Annotated in this window: 12 protein-coding genes; 6 read left to right on the top strand and 6 right to left on the bottom strand. The window is 69.9% G+C overall.

The annotated features are described in order from the left end of the window. From RI211_RS15220 to RI211_RS15195, 6 genes are all read right to left on the bottom strand, one after another. A complete protein-coding gene (locus RI211_RS15220) occupies positions 1–888 on the bottom strand; it encodes a LacI family DNA-binding transcriptional regulator (protein WP_231919662.1) in 888 nt (295 codons plus the stop codon). A 68-nt stretch (positions 889–956) separates the two neighbouring features. Further along, complete coding sequence (locus tag RI211_RS15215) at positions 957–3218, bottom strand: FAD-dependent oxidoreductase (RefSeq protein ID WP_315636342.1); 2262 nt, start codon at positions 3216–3218, stop codon at positions 957–959. Positions 3219–3255: 37 nt separating this feature from the next. Continuing rightward, entirely contained in the window at positions 3256–5061 is a 1806-nt protein-coding gene (locus tag RI211_RS15210) for a BNR-4 repeat-containing protein (protein WP_315636340.1), read from the bottom strand. A gap of 11 nt (positions 5062–5072) precedes the next feature. After that, entirely contained in the window at positions 5073–6398 is a 1326-nt protein-coding gene (locus RI211_RS15205) for an extracellular solute-binding protein (protein ID WP_315636338.1), read from the bottom strand. A 49-nt stretch (positions 6399–6447) separates the two neighbouring features. Continuing rightward, entirely contained in the window at positions 6448–7353 is a 906-nt protein-coding gene (locus tag RI211_RS15200; protein ID WP_101848185.1) for a carbohydrate ABC transporter permease, read from the bottom strand. Further along, positions 7350–8204, bottom strand: a complete 855-nt coding sequence (locus RI211_RS15195) for a carbohydrate ABC transporter permease (RefSeq protein WP_187662508.1) — start codon at positions 8202–8204, stop codon at positions 7350–7352. The genes RI211_RS15200 and RI211_RS15195 overlap by 4 nt, the downstream gene beginning before the upstream one ends. A gap of 246 nt (positions 8205–8450) precedes the next feature. Between RI211_RS15195 and RI211_RS15190 the strand changes: the two genes are divergently transcribed. From RI211_RS15190 to RI211_RS15165, 6 genes are all read left to right on the top strand, one after another. Then, complete coding sequence (locus RI211_RS15190; protein ID WP_315636335.1) at positions 8451–8897, top strand: hypothetical protein; 447 nt, start codon at positions 8451–8453, stop codon at positions 8895–8897. A gap of 88 nt (positions 8898–8985) precedes the next feature. After that, positions 8986–9534, top strand: a complete 549-nt coding sequence (locus RI211_RS15185; protein WP_315636333.1) for a hypothetical protein — start codon at positions 8986–8988, stop codon at positions 9532–9534. Further along, entirely contained in the window at positions 9531–10145 is a 615-nt protein-coding gene (locus RI211_RS15180) for an RES family NAD+ phosphorylase (RefSeq protein ID WP_315636331.1), read from the top strand. The genes RI211_RS15185 and RI211_RS15180 overlap by 4 nt, the downstream gene beginning before the upstream one ends. A 233-nt stretch (positions 10146–10378) precedes the next feature. Further along, complete coding sequence (locus RI211_RS15175) at positions 10379–14452, top strand: Ig-like domain-containing protein (RefSeq protein WP_315636329.1); 4074 nt, start codon at positions 10379–10381, stop codon at positions 14450–14452. Then, complete coding sequence (locus RI211_RS15170; protein ID WP_315636328.1) at positions 14443–15048, top strand: SGNH/GDSL hydrolase family protein; 606 nt, start codon at positions 14443–14445, stop codon at positions 15046–15048. The genes RI211_RS15175 and RI211_RS15170 overlap by 10 nt, the downstream gene beginning before the upstream one ends. A gap of 19 nt (positions 15049–15067) precedes the next feature. Then, entirely contained in the window at positions 15068–15718 is a 651-nt protein-coding gene (locus RI211_RS15165; protein ID WP_187662504.1) for a GntR family transcriptional regulator, read from the top strand. Positions 15719–15902: the final 184 nt, after the last annotated feature.

Raw genomic sequence — 15902 nt, 5'->3', positions numbered from 1 at the left:
TCATCGGGCCGTGCTCGCCCGCGGGATGAGCCGGGCGCCGACCGTCACGTGCCGCACCGGGAGATCCGCTCCCGGCGGCGCGGCGATCTGCCGTTCGAGCTCCGTGAACGCGGCGTCCACGAGGCGGGCGTGGTCGGGAGCGATGGTGCTGAGGGCGGGGACGGCGAAGCGCGCGGCCCGGATGTCGTCGATGCCGACGACGGCGACGTCACCCGGCACGCTCCGTCCCTGGGCCTGAAGGGCGGCCAGCGCACCGAGGGCGACGGAGTCGTTCGAGCAGACGATGCCGTCGAGGTCGGGGACCGCGGCGGCCATCGCCCCGGCGACGCGCTCACCCTCCTCCGCCGTGAAGGCGTCGACCTGCGCGGTGAGGGCGGGGTCGGCCGGGATGCCGGCGGCGGCCAGGGCCTCCAGGTACCCGGCGTGCCGACGGTCGGCGGCATCCGAGGGGCGGGCGTCGCGGCGTCCGACGAATCCGATGCGGCGGCAGCCGACCGCGAGCAGGTGCTCGGTGGCCGTGTAGGCGGCGGCCCGGTTGTCGATCGTGACGTGCGTGAACGGGCTCACCTGGATGTGCTCGCCCAGCAGCACGAGCGGCCCGGGGGAGGTGCGGCGCGTGAGGTCGGCGACCGTGAGCGAGCGCGGGATGTGGATCAGCCCGTCGATGGGCGGCAGGCCGACGCCGTTGGCGACGTCGATCTCGCGGCCGTGGTCGCCCTCGGTCTGCACGATGAGCACGGCCAGCCCTCGGTCGTCGGCGCCCCGGACGATGCGCGAGCCGAGCTCCGCGAAGTACGGCTCCTCCAGATGCGGCACCGCGAGCGCGATGAGTCCCGTTCGGGTGGCCCGCGCGACGGGGAGCACGCGGCCGCCGGGCGAGGTGGTCACCTGCGGCCTCCTGGAGGGACGACGGTCTCCGCCGGGACGACGGATGCCCTTCACGTTAGCGCTCTCCGTCACGATTGCACTCGGAACGCGATCACGCGTGCCTCCGCGACGCCGTTCGTCCGCTCCACCACGAGGCGGGCGGCCGTGAAGGCACCGAGGTCATCCGGCAGCGGATGCACCCGCAGGCGATGACGGTTGTGCCGCTCCTCGGCCACGGTGCGCCACTCCTCGGAACCCGCCTGCTGCACCTCGACCCGGTAGTCGCGCACGAGCTGGGGCAGCACCTCGTCGGGGCTGCGGTGGTGATGCAGGGTGTTGAGCTCGAGGTCCACGTCGTCGTCGAACACGAGGCGGATCTCGGAGGCCGAGACCGGCTGCTCCCAGTCCAGGCGCAGCCACTGCGGACCCTCGGCCTCCGGGGCGGACGCCCACAGGTGCGGTCCGCCGAACGGGCGGTTGTACCCGGAGACGGCGCGCTCCGGCGCGACCGCCTCGGAGTCCGGGCTCGTGCGGAACGCGGGCACCCGTCCGCGCAGCGGCTTGGTCGGCCACTGCACGAGGAGACCGTCGCGGTCGACCTGCACGTTCCGGTCGTCGTTGTCGACCCGGTGCACGAGGGTGAGCACTCCGGGCGGGAGCTCGTCGGCGAGCTGCACCTGCACCTGCGGGTTCGCGCGGAGCACGATGATCGCGTTCTGCGGGTCCTTGGGGGCGAAAGGCGTCTCCGCCCGCACCCAGGACGGACCACCGGCGGGGACGTCGATCACGGTGCGGTGCTCGAGCACCGCGGGCACAATGTTCTGCGGACGGCCCGTGGACCAGACCTCCACCGTGACCTGCGTGTCGGACTCGGCGCCGAGCAGCAGCTCGGTCGTGTCGAGGCGCGGGTGCACGGGGACGACGATGCCGAGGTCGTCCGTCAGGGTGTGCGGGGTCGCCGCGGCCAGGGTGCTCTCCGGGGTGCCGATCGTGCGCAGGGTGCTGGACGCGGTGACGGCGGCGGTGCGGGCGAGGTCGGAGGGATCCTCGTTCGCGACTCCGATGAGGGAGGCGTCGGCGCGGAGCAGCGTCTGCCGGAGTTCCGCACGATGGTGCTCGTACAGCGCGCGGGGCGTGGCGTCGTGCGCGTAGCAGAGGGCGGCGGCGGTGCCCGCGGCCTCGCCCATCGCCGCGCACGTGGCCATCACTCGGGCGGCACCGAAGGCGATGTGCGTGGCCGAGATATCGCGACCCGCCATGAGCAGGTTGTCGACGTTGACGGAGTAGAGCGAGCGGAACGGGATCTCGAAGACGCCGTCCGAGAAGCGCTGCACCGCGCCCGCCCCCGTCGCGTACATGCCCTCGGCGGGATGGAGGTCGATGGACCAGCCGCCGAACGCGATGCCGTCATCGAACGACGTCTGCTCCAGGATGTCCTGCTGGCGCAGCGTGTAGTCGCCGATGAAGCGGCGGTACTCGCGCTTGCCGGGGATGTTGCCGATCCACTCCAGGGTCAGGTTGTCGGCGTCGAACTCGCCGGAGTTCTTGATGTGGTCCCAGATGCCGAGGATCACCGACCGCAGCTCGTCGCGGATGGCCTCGTTGTCGTCGACGATGTCGAGCGTGCCGCCCCACTCGATCCACCAGTAGTGCGCGCCGCTGTCGCCGCTGCGGATGATGCGCGACGAGGGGATCGGGGTGGTCGAGATGTCCTTCGCGCTCTCCGGCGCGACGTACTTCACCGGGTGCCCGAGATCCTTCGTATAGAAGAGGAGCGTCGAGCCGAGGAACTCGCGCACGGGCTGCTCGGGCGCCCAGTCCTCACCGAACTCGCTGCGGCTCTCCTTGCCCAGCCGGTGCCGGGCGCCGACGAGACGGCCGACCAGCCCGTCGCCCGTGCAGTCCAGGAACAGGGGCCCGCGGAAGACCGTGCGGATCTCGGAGCCCATCGTCCAGCCGGTGACCGACCGGACCCGACGGGCGTCGTCGGGTCCGGTGGCCTCGACCTCGAGCACCTCCGTGTTCAGGAACAGCGTGAGGTTGGGCTCGCGGCGCACGATGTCGAGCACCACGTCGTCCCAGTACACGGGGTTGCCCTCGGGGTTGCGGAACTGGTTCTCCCGGTACATCTCGCCGATGATCCCGGTCTCCCGCGCCCACCGCTGGTTGCCGTGGGCGGTCGCTCCGCACACCCAGACCCTCACCTCCGACGAGGAGTTGCCGCCGAGTACCGGCCGGTTGTTGATCAGCACGGTACGTCGGCCGAGGCGGGCGGCCGCGACGGCGGCGCTCACTCCGGCGAGGCCGCCGCCGACGACGATGATGTCGGCTTCGACGGTCTGGGTGCGCATGGGGATGGGTTCCTTTCGGGAGGGGTGGTGGTGCCGCTCAGCGCGCGGCGATCGCTTCGATCTCGTAGACGCGGGCGACGTCGGTGGCGGAGTCGGACGGGTCGGTGATGAGGAGTCGCACGGCGTCGGCGGTCCGTCCCTGGGCGTCGACGACGACCGTCGTCTTCGTGTTGCCGGTGATGGTGCCGACAGTGACCCAGCCGCCGGCGGTCCGGAGCTGCACGGTGAAGTCGCGCAGCACCGACGTCTGCGGCGGCCCGACGGTGTAGCCGCTGCGCACCCGGACGACGTCGAGCGGCGCGGCCTCGTCCCACGCGACCGTGATGGTCGGCTGGGTGTCGGAGGCCGCCGAGATCCACCGGCTCGCATCCGTGCACCCGCCGTCAATGGCCTTCTCCGGGCCGGTGTCGGCGCGGAGCTGGGACGAGGCGGTCGCGGTGCCGCCGAGCGCCAGGTTCTCGCCGCCGGCGTCGCCACGGAGGGAGGCGACGATGGCGGAGAGGCTGGTGGTGCCGGCCTGGCCGTCGCGCGGGATCTCGGCGTGCCGCAGCGTCCCGCCGCCGGGAACAGCGGGGGCGCTGAGGTAGACGACGTCGGTGCCGGCGGCGCGGGTCGCCGCGCGGAGCCGCTGCTGGCCCACGACGGGGTCGCCCACGGTGTCGGCGGTCCATCCGGAGGCTCCGGCGGTCAGCAGCACGGTCTGGCTGCGGGTGATGCCGCAGTCCTGCACCGAGATCACCGCGTACACGCGGGTCTCACCGCCCGCGGTCGTCGTGTCGAGGGCGGCGATGGTCTGCACGCCGCCACCCAGGGCGTCCGTGTCCACGAGGGTCTCACTCGTCCAGGCCGAGCCGGTCCAGGTCGCCCATCGCACGTCGAAGGCGTTCTCCGTCTCATCCGCGTACCGGTAGGTCACGCCCACGAGCTCGCCGTCGGCGAGGGCCATCTTCGCGGTCTGCACTGCCGGCACGGCGTCGCCGATGGTCTCGCCGGGCTCGTAGCCGCGCCACACGACGGCGCCGGGGGTGTCCGGGCGGATCGGTGTCGGCAGCGCCTGCCCGGCGATGTCGCGGAAGCCGCCCGTGGCCGGGTCGTACACCGCGTACGAACCGAGGTGACGGTAGGGATCGGCGGGCCACGGACCCCACTCCCACAGCACGTGCACCTTGCCGTCCGCGTCGACCTCGAGGTCGTCCGGGTAGAAGGAGTGGTTCACGGCCGCGGCGATCGTGGTCTCCCGGCTCCACGTCCCGGCGGCGGGGTCGTAGCGGTACAGCACCCCGTCGCGGCGGGCCTGCGGGTCGGCGCCCACCCGCACCATGAGCCAGATGTCGCCGTCGGCGCCCTGCGCGGTGACCGGGTAGGAGATCGCGGCGCCGGCGTCGGGCATCTCGGCGCTCACGTCGACGAGCGAGGTCGCGTCGTAGGGCACGGTGGAGCGGAAGTACTTCCACGGCTCGTGGTGCATGGAGACGAACGCGTGGATGTACCCGTCGCCGTCGATCGCGATCGAGGGCTGGTTGTGGCCGTTGTCGTCCGCATACTCCGCGCAGGCCCCGGTCGCCAGGCGCAGGCAGCCCGATGTCCACGTGCCGTCGGCGGCGCGGACGGCCAGGTTCACCTGGTGCTTCGCCGCCACCGAACCGGGCACGTTGTAGGCGAAGTACGTCTCGTCGCCGTCGACGACGAGCGGGTTCCACCAGCCGGACTGGTTGGAGCTGTCGACCGTGACGGGCACGGTCTCGACGTCGGGGGTCGCGGCGGCGGCCGGAGCCGGCGCGGTGAGGACGAGTGCGGTGAGGGCGGCGGCAGCGGTGGCGCCGGCCTTCCAGCGGAGGTTCATGGCGATGCTCCTCAGCCCAGCAGCTTCTGCGCCTGGTCGCCGGCCTGCGCCATCGCGTCCTTGGCGCTCTGCTGTCCCACGAGGACGGCCTGCACGCGGTCGGCGATCACGGTCTCGATCTGGGCGTACTGCGGATACTGCCAGAACGGGTTGGTGGTCGCGGTCGCCGTGATCTTCTCGGCGAAGCGCGAGCCGAACGCGTCGGACGCCACTTCCTTCGAGGCCTGCGCCTCCTCGGTCACTGGCGGCAGGCCGCGCAGCTCGTAGTCGCCGAGCACCGCCTTCAGGTCGCTCGTGGCCCACTGGCCGAAGTCCCCGGCCGTGCGGGTGCTGTCTCCGGCTCCGCCGCCGACGATGGCGATCGCGCCACCCCAGACGAGGGCGCGCGGGGTGTCGCCCTTCTTCAGCACGGGGCGGGACTCGGGCACGAGCTTGGAGGCGAGGTCCGGATCCGGCGAGTCCTTCGTGACGGACGCGCGGCCCACGGGGGCGTCGTCGTAGATGGCGGCGCGGCCCTGGGAGAACAGCGAGCGGGCGTCGAAGCGGTCGACGTCGGCGGCGATGAGCCCCTGGTCGTACAGCGACTTGTACCAGGTGACCGCTTCGATGCTCGCGTCGTCGCCGATCGTGACCTTGCCGTCCTTGACGAGGTCGCTGCCGAACGTCTGCATCCAGATGAGGACGTCCTTGAGCTGGGCGGCCTTGGTCGAGGCGGCGTAGGGGATGAGGCCGCCGCCGAGGGCCTTGAGCTTCTTCAGCGCCGCCTCGAAGTCGTCGACGGTGGTCGGGAACGTGGAGATCCCCGCCTTCTTCAGGAGCTCGGCGTTGGTGATGAGCCCGATCGCGCCGATGGTCCACGGGAATGCGTACTGCTTCCCGTCGAGCTGCGTGGCCTCCAGGCTCGACGCGGTGTAGCCGCGGCCCTTCGTGAGTGCCGAGACGTCCTCCAGCTTGCCGAGCGCGGCCAGCGAGGCGAGCCAGGCGACGTCGACGTGCGCGGCGCCGGTGAACTGCCCGCCGCGCACCTGCAGCATGAGCTGCTTGAAGTACTCGTTGTAGGGGAAGGAGACCTCGGTGATGCCGACGTCGTTGGTCTTCTTGTAGCCGTCGAGCAGCGCGCGGGTCGCCGGGGCGGCGGCCTCCTCGGTCAGCGACCAGCTGGAGAAGGAGAAGTCGGTGGCGGTGAAGTCCCCGGTGCCGAGCCCGGCGCCGGGGGAGGATGACGGACTGCCGTTGCCGCCGCCGCTCGGCATGCAACCGGCGAGGAGGAGGCCGGCGGCGCCGAGCCCGGCGAACTGCAGGAGCTGGCGACGGGAGACGGTGGTGTTCTCGGACATGGGGGTGCTCTCTCTTCTTCGAGGGACTGCGGATGAGGGGTGGTGCGGGTCAGCCCTTGACCGCGCCGGCGGTGAGCCCGCCGACGAGGAAGCGCTGCAGGGCGATGAACGCGATGGCCACGGGGAGCGAGACCACCAGCGAGGCCGCCATGAGTTCCGGCCAGGCGGTGGACGCCTCGCCGATGAACGTGTTGACGAGTCCCGGCGGCAGGGTCTGCTTGTCGGGGCCGGCGAGGGTGAGGGCGAAGATGAAGTCGTTCCAGCCGCGGACGAACGCGAACAACCCCGCGGCGATGAGGCCGGGCGCGGCCAGCGGCAGCACGATGGAGTGGATGATGCGCATGCGGGAGGCCCCGTCGACGCGGGCGGCCTCGATGAGCTCGTCCGGGATCGTGTCGAAGAAGCCCTTCAGCATCCACACGCACAGCGGCAGCGTGAACGTCGTGAACGACAGCACGAGCGCCGTGTAGGTGTTGAGCAGGCCGTAGGCCGAGAACACCGCGTAGAGGGTGATGAGCAGCAGCGCCTGCGGGAACATCTGCGACGCCAGCACGAAGTACATGAGGCTGCGGCGGCCGCGATAGCGGAACTTCGAGAACGCGTAGCCCATGTAGGCCGACACGAGGACCGAGAGGATCGCGGTGATGACGGAGACGACGATGCTGTTGCGGAGGTAGCCGAACAGGGCCGGGTTGTTCGCGAGGGCGGCGTAGGCCTCGAACGTGATCTCGGTGGGGAACAGCTTCGGCGGGTAGCTGAACACCTCCGTGCGCGGGGTCAGCGAGGTCGCGAGCAGCCAGTACACCGGCAGCAGGGCGAACCCGCCGAACACGACGACGGCGATCCAGGCGCTCACGGTGGAGGCACGGCGGTCGGCGCGGTGGCGTCGACGACGGGGTGCGGCGGGCGGGGCGGAGACGGCGGCCACCGTCTCCTCGGTCAGCACGGCGGTCATCGCTTCTCTCCCTTCTCGGACAGGCGGACGTAGACGACGACGAGCGCCATCAGCAGGATCATCCAGAGCAGGCCGATCGCCCCGGCGTGGCCGAGGTCGAAGCCGTCGAACGCGGTCTCGTACACGGCGGTCGCGAACGTCTGGGTGGAGCCGGCGGGACCGCCGCCGGTGAGGACGTAGATGATGTCGAAGTGCTGGAAGTTCCAGATGAACTCCAGCAGGATCACGAGGCCGATGATCCCGCTCATCTGCGGGACCGTGATGGAGAAGAAGCGGCGGACGGTGCCGGCGCCGTCGATCTCGGCGGCCTCGTGCAGCTCGATCGGCACGGTCTGCAGGCCGGCGAGGAGCATGACCATCATCCAGGGGAACGACTGCCAGGTCTTCGCGACGATCACGGCGATCATGGCGGTGGTGGGGTTCGCGAGCCACGCCTGGGGGGAGTCGATGAGGCCGACGGTCTCCAGGGCCGCGTTGAGCACGCCGTAGTTGGCGTTGAAGATCCACATCCACAGGAACGACACGACCACGCCGGGGATCAGCCACGGGATGAGCATGAGGCCGCGGAGCACCTTGGCGCCGCGGATGCGCGTGTTCAGGGCGAGGGCGAGGCCGAAGCCGATCACGAACGGCGCGATGGTCGTGCCGAGGGTGAAGACGAGGGTCTGGGTGAGGAGGGGGAAGAACTCGCCGGTGAGCACGTCGACGATGTTCTGGAAGCCGACGAACTCACGGCCGGGTTCGACGAGGCTCTGCTTGTAGAACGCGGTGATGAGGGCCGTGATCAGCGGGTACACGACGACGGCGGCGAGGAGCGCGAGGCCGGGTGCCGTGAGGAGGAGCGCGAACATCCCGTCCGAGAGGCGACGGGGCCGGCGACCTGTTCCTATCTGTGAGGAAATGGTCTGTTCTGTCATCTAGGTCATCCTTGGCCTGGGGTGATGTGTCCGCACTCTCGCGGTGCGGTCTCGGGCTTCCTCAGTATTTCCGGCAGATTACGGCGACGTCAACTGGAGAGCGCAATAGTCAGAAAGTGGTGGAAAGTGTTTGCTTTGTGAACTGATTCACCCGGATGGCGCGCTCGGTACGATCACGACATGGGGTTCTCACTGCTCGGCCTGGCGGTGAGTCTCGCGATCTTCCTGCCGAACCTGCTGCTGATCCCCTTCCCGCCGAGGCCGAAGCTCGAGAGCCCGGCGGTGCCCCGTGTGCTCCTCGTGTTCGAGAGGGCAGGGCAGGCGCTCTGCATGACGGTCCCGGCGATCACGGCGACCGGCGCAATCGCGTGGGGGTGGGCGGTGCCGATGGCGCTGGCGGTGCTCGCGTACGGGGCCCTCTGGATCCGCTACCTGCGTCGCGGCCGGCCCGCGTCGGCGCTGTTCGACACCGTCTTCGGCATCCCGGTGCCGATGGCTCTCGCGCCGGTGGCCGCCTTCCTCGGCGCTGCGGCCTGGTTGCAGAACCCGTGGATCGCGCTCGCCGCGGTGATCCTCGCGATCGGGCACATCCCGACGTCCCTCCTCGCGGCTCGGGCGTCGCGGTAGCGCTGGCTGTTGCGCTTCTCGGATGACGGGTTGACGCGGTTGACATCCAAGCGCAGACTGGTTGACATAGTCGACAAGGAGGCCCGAGATGTCGTTGATGGCACCGGAGGGAGCTCAGCGCGAGCAGCAGGAACGTGCGAAAGAGATCGCGGAGGACGTATACGAGCAGCTCGTCAGCCTCGCCGGTCGGGGGACGAACCTCAGTGCTCTCGGACCTGCCACCACTGTCGCCCGCACAATGGTCGAGCGGCTCGGGACAGCCGAGAACCCCTGGGCTGATATCGTCGGCCCCTGCTTCACGAGCGGCGCACTGCAACGCGAACTCAACATGACGCGCTCCGGGGTCTCGAAAGCCGTCAAGGAGCACCGGATCCTTCGGGTGACGACGTCGGACGGCATCAATCTCTATCCGACGTTTCAGGTCCGTGCTGGCGCCATCGTCCCTGGTCTCGACCGTGTCCTGCGCGCGCTCGCGGTGGGAACCATGAGCACATGGACCTGGGCGCAGTGGTTGAACGGCGTCACGCAGGACGAGAATGGTGAACCCCGTCCCCGCAACATCGACCGCTTGATCAGTGGCGACCTCGACGGCGTTCTGCGCGACGCGCAGCATGATGCGTCGGCGTGGGCGGCATGAGCGCCGTCCAAGGCCCGCCGCCTAGCCCCAGTGTGTTGCGCGCCTTCCCGACCGAGGCCCTTCCGGCTGGACAGGTGATGCTCCGCGCTCACGCCGTCAATCGTTCCGCGTGGTGGTTCGACAACGGGCCTGGAGGGCGCTTCAATCTCCGTGGTGACAGGGGTACCTGTTGCGCTGCCACCTCTCTGGCTACGGCAGTTCGTGAGCGGGTGCGCGAGAAGGTCTCCCAAACGAGGGTCGTCGACCTCGCATTCGCGAACGAGTTCATCGTGTCCACGATCGCTGCGCCCATCCCGTACCAATGTGCCGCGGTCAGCCATGAGGACGCAGCCGACTTCGGTGTGGTTCGGGAGTTGGTCACCATGCATGACTACGCGGTGCCTCAAGCGTGGGCGGGGGCGCTCGACGGTGCAGGGTTCGACGGGGTGCACTACGGCAGCGCCTATACGACCGGAGCCCCGAGCGCCGTCGCTCTGTTCGGCGCGTCCGGCGCGCCGGACGCGCGAGCGCCGTTCGCGGCGACCCCGCTGATGGGTGGTGCCGAAGCTTGTACCAGTATCGGATGGACGGTCGGCACCCCACCCTCATCGGGGCTGACGATCATCAGCTGATCGCGTCGGCGTTCGTGGTGTTGTCGGCTGTGAGTCGATTTGGAAGTGGGCCTGGTGCCCCACCCTCTGTGGCGATCGGAGCCGAACGGTCTGACGTCGTGCTGTCGCGTCGCAGAACCGAAACGATCAGTATCGATCCTTGCTAGTCGATTATCGATTGGCTACTGTCGGAGCAGCCGCTCCCGCGGCGCCGCGCGCATCGGCCGTGCGGGAAGCGACAGTTCGGAGACGCGATGAAGCGTGTACTGGCAAGCCTGACCCTGGCGGCGGTGTTCGGATCCGCCCTCGCTGCGGCGGTCCCGTCGGCGGCTGCGGCCGCGGACGATGACGCCCTCTACCTCGCGCCGGGAGGTGACGACGCGGCCTCCGGCACGATCGACGACCCCCTCGCGACGCTGGAAGGCGCCCGCGACCGGATCCGCGCGCTGAAGGCGGATTCCGCGCTCCCGAACGACGGCCTCACGGTGTACCTCCGGGAGGGCACGTACCCCCGCTCGGCGTCGTTCGAGATCGGCGCGCAGGACTCGGGCACTGCCGACGCCCCCATCACCTACCGCTCGTACCCGGGGGAGACTGCCACCCTCACCGGCGGTCGCGAGCTGCCGCGCGACCAGTTCGCCGCGGTCGACGACGCGGCGGTGACCGACCGCATCATCGACCCAGCTGCCCGCGACCGTGTCGTCGGGATCGACCTCGCCGACCTCGGCATCACCGACTACGGCCAGCTCAGCCGCCACGGCTACTGGAAGGCCAACGACGTCAGCACCACCCCGCCCATGGAGCTGTTCATCGACGGCCAGGGCATGACCCTCGCGCGCTGGCCCAACGCCGACGCGGCCACCCCGACCGTGCAGATGGGCGACATCGTCGACGCCGGCCCCGACCGCAACGACGCCGACCTGCAGGAGCGCGGCGGCACGTTCAGCTACGGCTACGACCGCCCGAAGCACTGGACGCAGGCCGAGGACGTCTGGCTGGACGGCATCTTCGGCTACAGCTGGGAGTGGTCGTACAACAAGATCGAGAGCATCGACACCGAGGCGAAGACCATCACCCTCCGCTACGGCGAGATGTCCGGGATCATGAAGAGCTGGTTCCCCGACTTCCACTTCGCGCAGAACCTGCTGGAGGAGCTCGACGCCCCCGGCGAGTACTACATCGACCGCGACGCCGGGAAGCTGTACCTCATCCCGAATGCCGCGTTCACGTCGGGTCGCGGCGCCGTGACGGTGACGACCCTCGACGAGCCGATGCTGCGCGCCGACGGCGCCTCATATGTGAACTTCGACGACCTCGTGATGGAGTACGGACGCGCGACGGCCGCCGTGATCCTCGGCGGCTCGCACGTGACGATCTCGCACAGCGACATCCGCAACTTCACCGACGGCGGCGTGCTCATCAACTCGCCAGGCCGCTACACCTACGACGGCATCCCGGTGAACCGCGGCGGCCGCGACCACGCCGTCACCGACAGCCGGCTCACGCACGTCGGCGGCGTCGGCGTGGTGCTCCAGGGCGGTGACAAGACGACGCTCGAACCCGGCCGCAACCGGGTCGAGAATTCCGAGATCGCCGACTTCGCGTACTACCACAAGGCCTACAACCCCGGCGTGATGTTCGACGGCGTCGGCAACATCGCCAGGGACAACGAGATCCACGACGCCCCACATCCCGGGATCATCGTGCACGGCAACGACCACCTGTTCGAGCGCAACGAGGTGTACGACGTCTGCAAGCAGTTCCACGACCTCGGTGCGATCTACATGAACTCCGGTAAGACCCCGCAGCAGCGCGGCCACGTGTTCCGTGAGAACTACTTCCACGACATCGGCGTCGGCATGGCGGGCGTCGAGGGCATCTACGCCGACAACTTCACGTGGGACCTCACGATCGAGAAGAACGTGTTCGTGAACATGGGCAACGGCGCGATCAAGAGCGGCTCGGCCGACTACATCGAGGCGCGCAACAACGTCTTCGTCGACGCCTACGCCCCGTACGACAACTACGAGCAGTGGATGGGCAATCAGGAGGGCAACGTCGTCGACCGCGACTACATGCCGGCCTGGGAGAAGGTGTTCGCCGACAACAACGACTTCGTCGGCACGCCGTATCTGACGAAGTACCCCGAGCTCGCGCACTTCTTCGAGGACGACCACCACTTCCCGAACCACAGCACCTTCGCCGAGAACGTCGTGTGGAACCCGAACCGGGCCCGGATGGCCGGCGTCAACGAACACGGCGCGAAGGACGGGAAGAACCTCCTGAACTACGAGGACAACTGGGTGGCCGACGCCGACCCCGGCTTCGTGGACGCCGCGAACGGCGACTACACGCTGAAGGCCGATGCGGCCGTGTTCGACCAGATCCCGGGCTTCGAGTCCATCGCCTTCGGCGAGATCGGGGTCGACGGCACGATCGGGCAGACGCAGCAGCCGCAGACCGTCCCGCTCGAGGGCATCGCGTTCGACAGCGACACGCTCACGATCGACGCGGGCGACGAGGTGCGCGTGCGCGCCGTGCCGCTGCCGTGGAACGCCGACGACGCCGCGGTGACCTACGCCTCGGCCGATGCCGCCGTCGCCACCGTGAACGACAAGGGCGTGGTGCTCGGCATGGGCCCCGGCACGACCACGGTCACGGCGACGGCGAAGGCCGATGCCACCAAGACCGCGACCATCGAGGTGATCGTCGAGGAGGGTGACGGCGTGCTGCACTTCACCGACTTCGAGTCGGGGGCGAACGGCTGGCCGACCGACCCGAACCGCTCCATTCAGGTGGATGCATCGGGCGACAAGGTGTACCGCATCCTCAAGGGCGCCAACAGCATCCTGCCGCGGGACTTCACGGAGTTCGTGCTCGACTTCGACGTCACGGCGCCGGCGACGACCCCCGCCAACGCGGGACTCATCGTCTACGACCGCAACGGCAAGGGCGGCGGCTACATCCGCTTCCGCCAGGCCGCGACCGGGCCGACCTGGACGATCTTCGACGACGCCTGGAAGGTCGTCGCGGAGAAGGTCGTGCCGGCGGCGCAGGGTCTGACCCCCGGGGAGACGTCGCACGTCCGCATCGCTGTGCAGGACGGGCAGATCCGGATCTCCGTCAACGGGACGATCGCGCTGGAAGGTGCCGACCCCGGGCCCGGCAAGGCCGGTCGGGTCGGGTTCTACGTGGAGAACTACGCCTCGCTCGACTTCGACGACATCGGGTTCTCGCTCTCCGGCGTGCCGGTCACGGGCGTGAGCCTGGATGCCGACGCCGTGGGACTGACCGTGGGGGAGCGGCGGTCCGTCGCGGCCACGGTCGCCCCGGAGGACGCCAGCGACGCCCGGGTCACCTGGACGACCGATGCCCCGGAGGTCGCCGCGGTCTCCGGCGGCCGGATCGCGGGAGTCGCGGCCGGCACGGCGACGATCACCGCGACCTCGGTCGCCGACCCGAGCCTCAGCGACACGGTCACCGTGACCGTGGACGACGCCGAGTACCCGACCACCCGCCTCGACGGACAGCTGAAGGACGGCGCGAACTGGAGTCAGTCCGACCACATCGCCGTGGACGACACCGGCGTCGTGATCAGCGGCCAGGGCGTGCACGGCTACGAGGCCGAGCGCTTCGGCGACACCCTGCTGCAGTTCGAGGCGGAGTTCGGCGCCTTCGACGGCGGCTGGTACGGCTTCCAGGCGCGCTCCGATCAGACCGGGCTCCCCGCCTGGCAGAACTCCAACACCGGCTACCTCGCGGTGATCAAGGAGGACGTGATCGAGTTCCAGAGCTGGACCCCGGGCCAGACCATGCTCGACAGCATCCCCAACACGGTCATCGAGCCGGGCTCCACGCACCGCATCGAGTTCGGGGCCGTCGCCGAGGACGGTGGCACCCGCATCGTGCTCCGGGTGGACGACGTGACCGTGTGGAACATGGTCGACGCCAGGGAGAACCTCCGCATCGGTGCCGACGGCTTCTTCAACGTCTACCACTACGGCAAGACGAACACCCTGGCCGTGCGGCCGACGCCTCCGCCCGCGACGGTGAGTGGCATCTGCTGGGCCCCCGAGGCCGACCCGAAGACCCGGTACGTGCGCGGCGAGGAGCTCGACGTGACCGGCATGCTGCTGGGGGTGGACTGGAGCGACGGCTCCCGCACCACGCAGCAGGTGACGGCCGACATGGTCAGCGGCTTCGACAGCAGCAAGGTCCGCCCGCACCACACGCTCACCGTGACGTACGCTGGCGCGAGCGTCGAGCTCCCGATCTCGGTGCGACCCAAGCTCAAGAACGACGAACAGGACGTGCCACGATGCGGGTGACCTTCATCGGAGACTCGATCACCGACGCGGGGCGCGATCGCTCCGACCCCGGGTCCTTCGGCGATGGCTACGTGTCGCTCCTCGCGCCCGAGCTGCAGGCGGCGGGAGCCACGGTCCGCAACCTCGGGATCGCCGGGGACCGCGCCCGCGACATCGCCGCCCGGTGGGACGCGGAGCTGCTGCCGACGGCGCCGGAGCTGCTGACCGTGTACGTCGGCGTGAACGACATGTGGCGGCGGTTCGACAGCGACGACCCGACCCCGGCCGAGGACTTCGAGGCGACGCTCGGCGACCTCCTCGGCCGCGCGGTGGCGGCGCACGCCCCGCGGCTGATCCTCATGGAGCCGTACTTCCTCCCGGTGACGGAGGAGCAGCGCGCATGGCTCGACGACCTCGACGGGAAGCGGGCGGCGGTGCGGGCTCTCGCCGCGGAACACGGGGCGGCGTTCGTGCCCCTGCACGATGTCTTCACGGCGGCCGCGGAGGAGCATCCGGTCGTCGAGCTCGCGCCGGACGGGGTGCACCCGACGCCCCGCGGATCCGCCCTCATCGCGGATGCCTGGCTCACGGCCGCGTCCATTAGCGATAGTCGATAATGGACGTAGACTGATGGTCATGACGGATGCTCTCGGCACGGCCGGACTGCAGCGCGGACTGCTGTCTGATCAGATCTACGCGCTCATCAAGGCGATGATCAAGGACTCCACGCTGGCTCCCGGCGAGCAGCTCGTGGAGTCGCAGCTCGCCCGGCAGATGCAGGTGAGCCAGGCGCCCGTGCGCGACGCCCTCAAGCGGCTCGCCCACGAGGGTCTCGTGTCGCACGTGCGCCATCAGGGCAACTTCGTCGCCAGCTACTCCGCGGAGGAGGCGGCGCAGGCCAAGGTCGCCCGCGTCGAGCTGGAGGGGCTGGCCGGACGGCTGGCCTGCGGAGCGCTCGACCCGGCTCGCCGGGCCGAGCTCGTCGGCCTCATCGCACAGATGCACGAGGCGGCCGAGGCGGAGGACCTCGCCCGGTTCCGCGAGCTCGACTTCACCTTCCACCGTGCGGTGATCGAGGCCAGCGGCAACGTGTACCTCCCCCGCATGTGGGACCTCCTGGAGCCGAGCCTGCGCGTCATGCACGTGCTCGGTGACCCCACCTTCACGGGGGACTGGCACGAGGTCGCGGACTGGCACAAGGGCCTGCTCGACACGCTGGACGACGGTGATGAAGAGGCCGCGTCCTCCCTGTTCCGCGCCCACGCCGCCGGCACCCTCCTCGACTGACCCCCGCGCGAGTTCGCAGTTTCGCACCGGGGTCGCACGGCTGGCCGGAGCCCCTGCGACACGGTGCGGATCCGCGACGGGGGTGTGGAAGGGTCCCGGGGTGGGGTCTTCCGTCGCGGGGTCGCGGTTTCGCACCGGGGTCGCACGGGTGACCAGAGTCCCTGCGACGCGGTGAGGATCTGCG

This window comes from Microbacterium meiriae (assembly GCF_032364335.1).
Lineage (GTDB): Bacteria > Actinomycetota > Actinomycetes > Actinomycetales > Microbacteriaceae > Microbacterium > Microbacterium meiriae.
Note: the sequence above shows the minus strand (reverse complement) of the source record. Positions and strands in the feature narration are given on the sequence as shown.